Here is an 832-nt window from a genome sequence, read left to right as displayed (position 1 = left end):
TAGTTCATAAAGCACGTTATATATTTGATTTTTTGCTGATACGTCTATCCCACGAGTAGGTTCATCGACAATCAATACATTCATGCTGGACTCACTTAACCACCTAGCTAAGATCACTTTTTGCTGATTCCCTCCCGATAAGAACTGAATTTCTTTAGAAAGGTTCGGCGTCTTAATATCTAACCGATTGACGAAATGCTCAGCAGACTTGGTCTCTTTGACGAGATCTAGAATGCCTCCAAGCTTCCAATAATTTCTGCGACTACTAATCGTAATGTTTTCAAGTACTGAACGAAAAGTAATATTACCTTCTTTTTTACGGTCTTCAGAACAGTATATAATTCCGTTTCGAATAGCAGTTTTTGGAGTCAATGTCGGTAGTTCAACCCCATTAAGCTGCATTGAAATCGACTTAGTTGGCAACGCACCAATAAGTGATTTCATCAATTCAGTCCGACCGGAACCTACTAGCCCGAAGAAACCTAACACCTCTCCTGTGCGAGCTCTAAATTGAATAGGCTTAGTAAACTGATTACTTTTAATGTCTCGCAGTGCAAAACTGTCATCTCCCAAAGAACGTTCGCGAAAGCTGTACATATCACCTATATTTCTCCCGATCATTTTTTCTATGAGAGTTGGCCTATCAGTAGTTAGAATGTCATCATAAGTAATAACATGACAACCATCTTTCATTACGGTCGCAGAACTACAAACCTCGAAGATTTCGGCCATTCTATGAGAGATATAAATCAAAATTTTGCCTTCAGACTTAAGCTGTCTAATCACGCGAAACAAGGTGTCTGTCTCTGCCGCAGATAGACTACTAGTTGGC

1 protein-coding gene is annotated in these 832 nt (G+C 39.5%); it reads right to left on the bottom strand.

The features are described from left to right. Window positions 1-832: ATP-binding cassette domain-containing protein (locus tag R3X26_RS18785; RefSeq protein ID WP_317718846.1), on the bottom strand; the 832-nt coding region annotated here is incomplete at both ends.

This window comes from Vibrio sp. TH_r3 (genome assembly GCF_033101115.1).
Lineage (GTDB): Bacteria > Pseudomonadota > Gammaproteobacteria > Enterobacterales > Vibrionaceae > Vibrio.
Note: the sequence above shows the minus strand (reverse complement) of the source record. Positions and strands in the feature narration are given on the sequence as shown.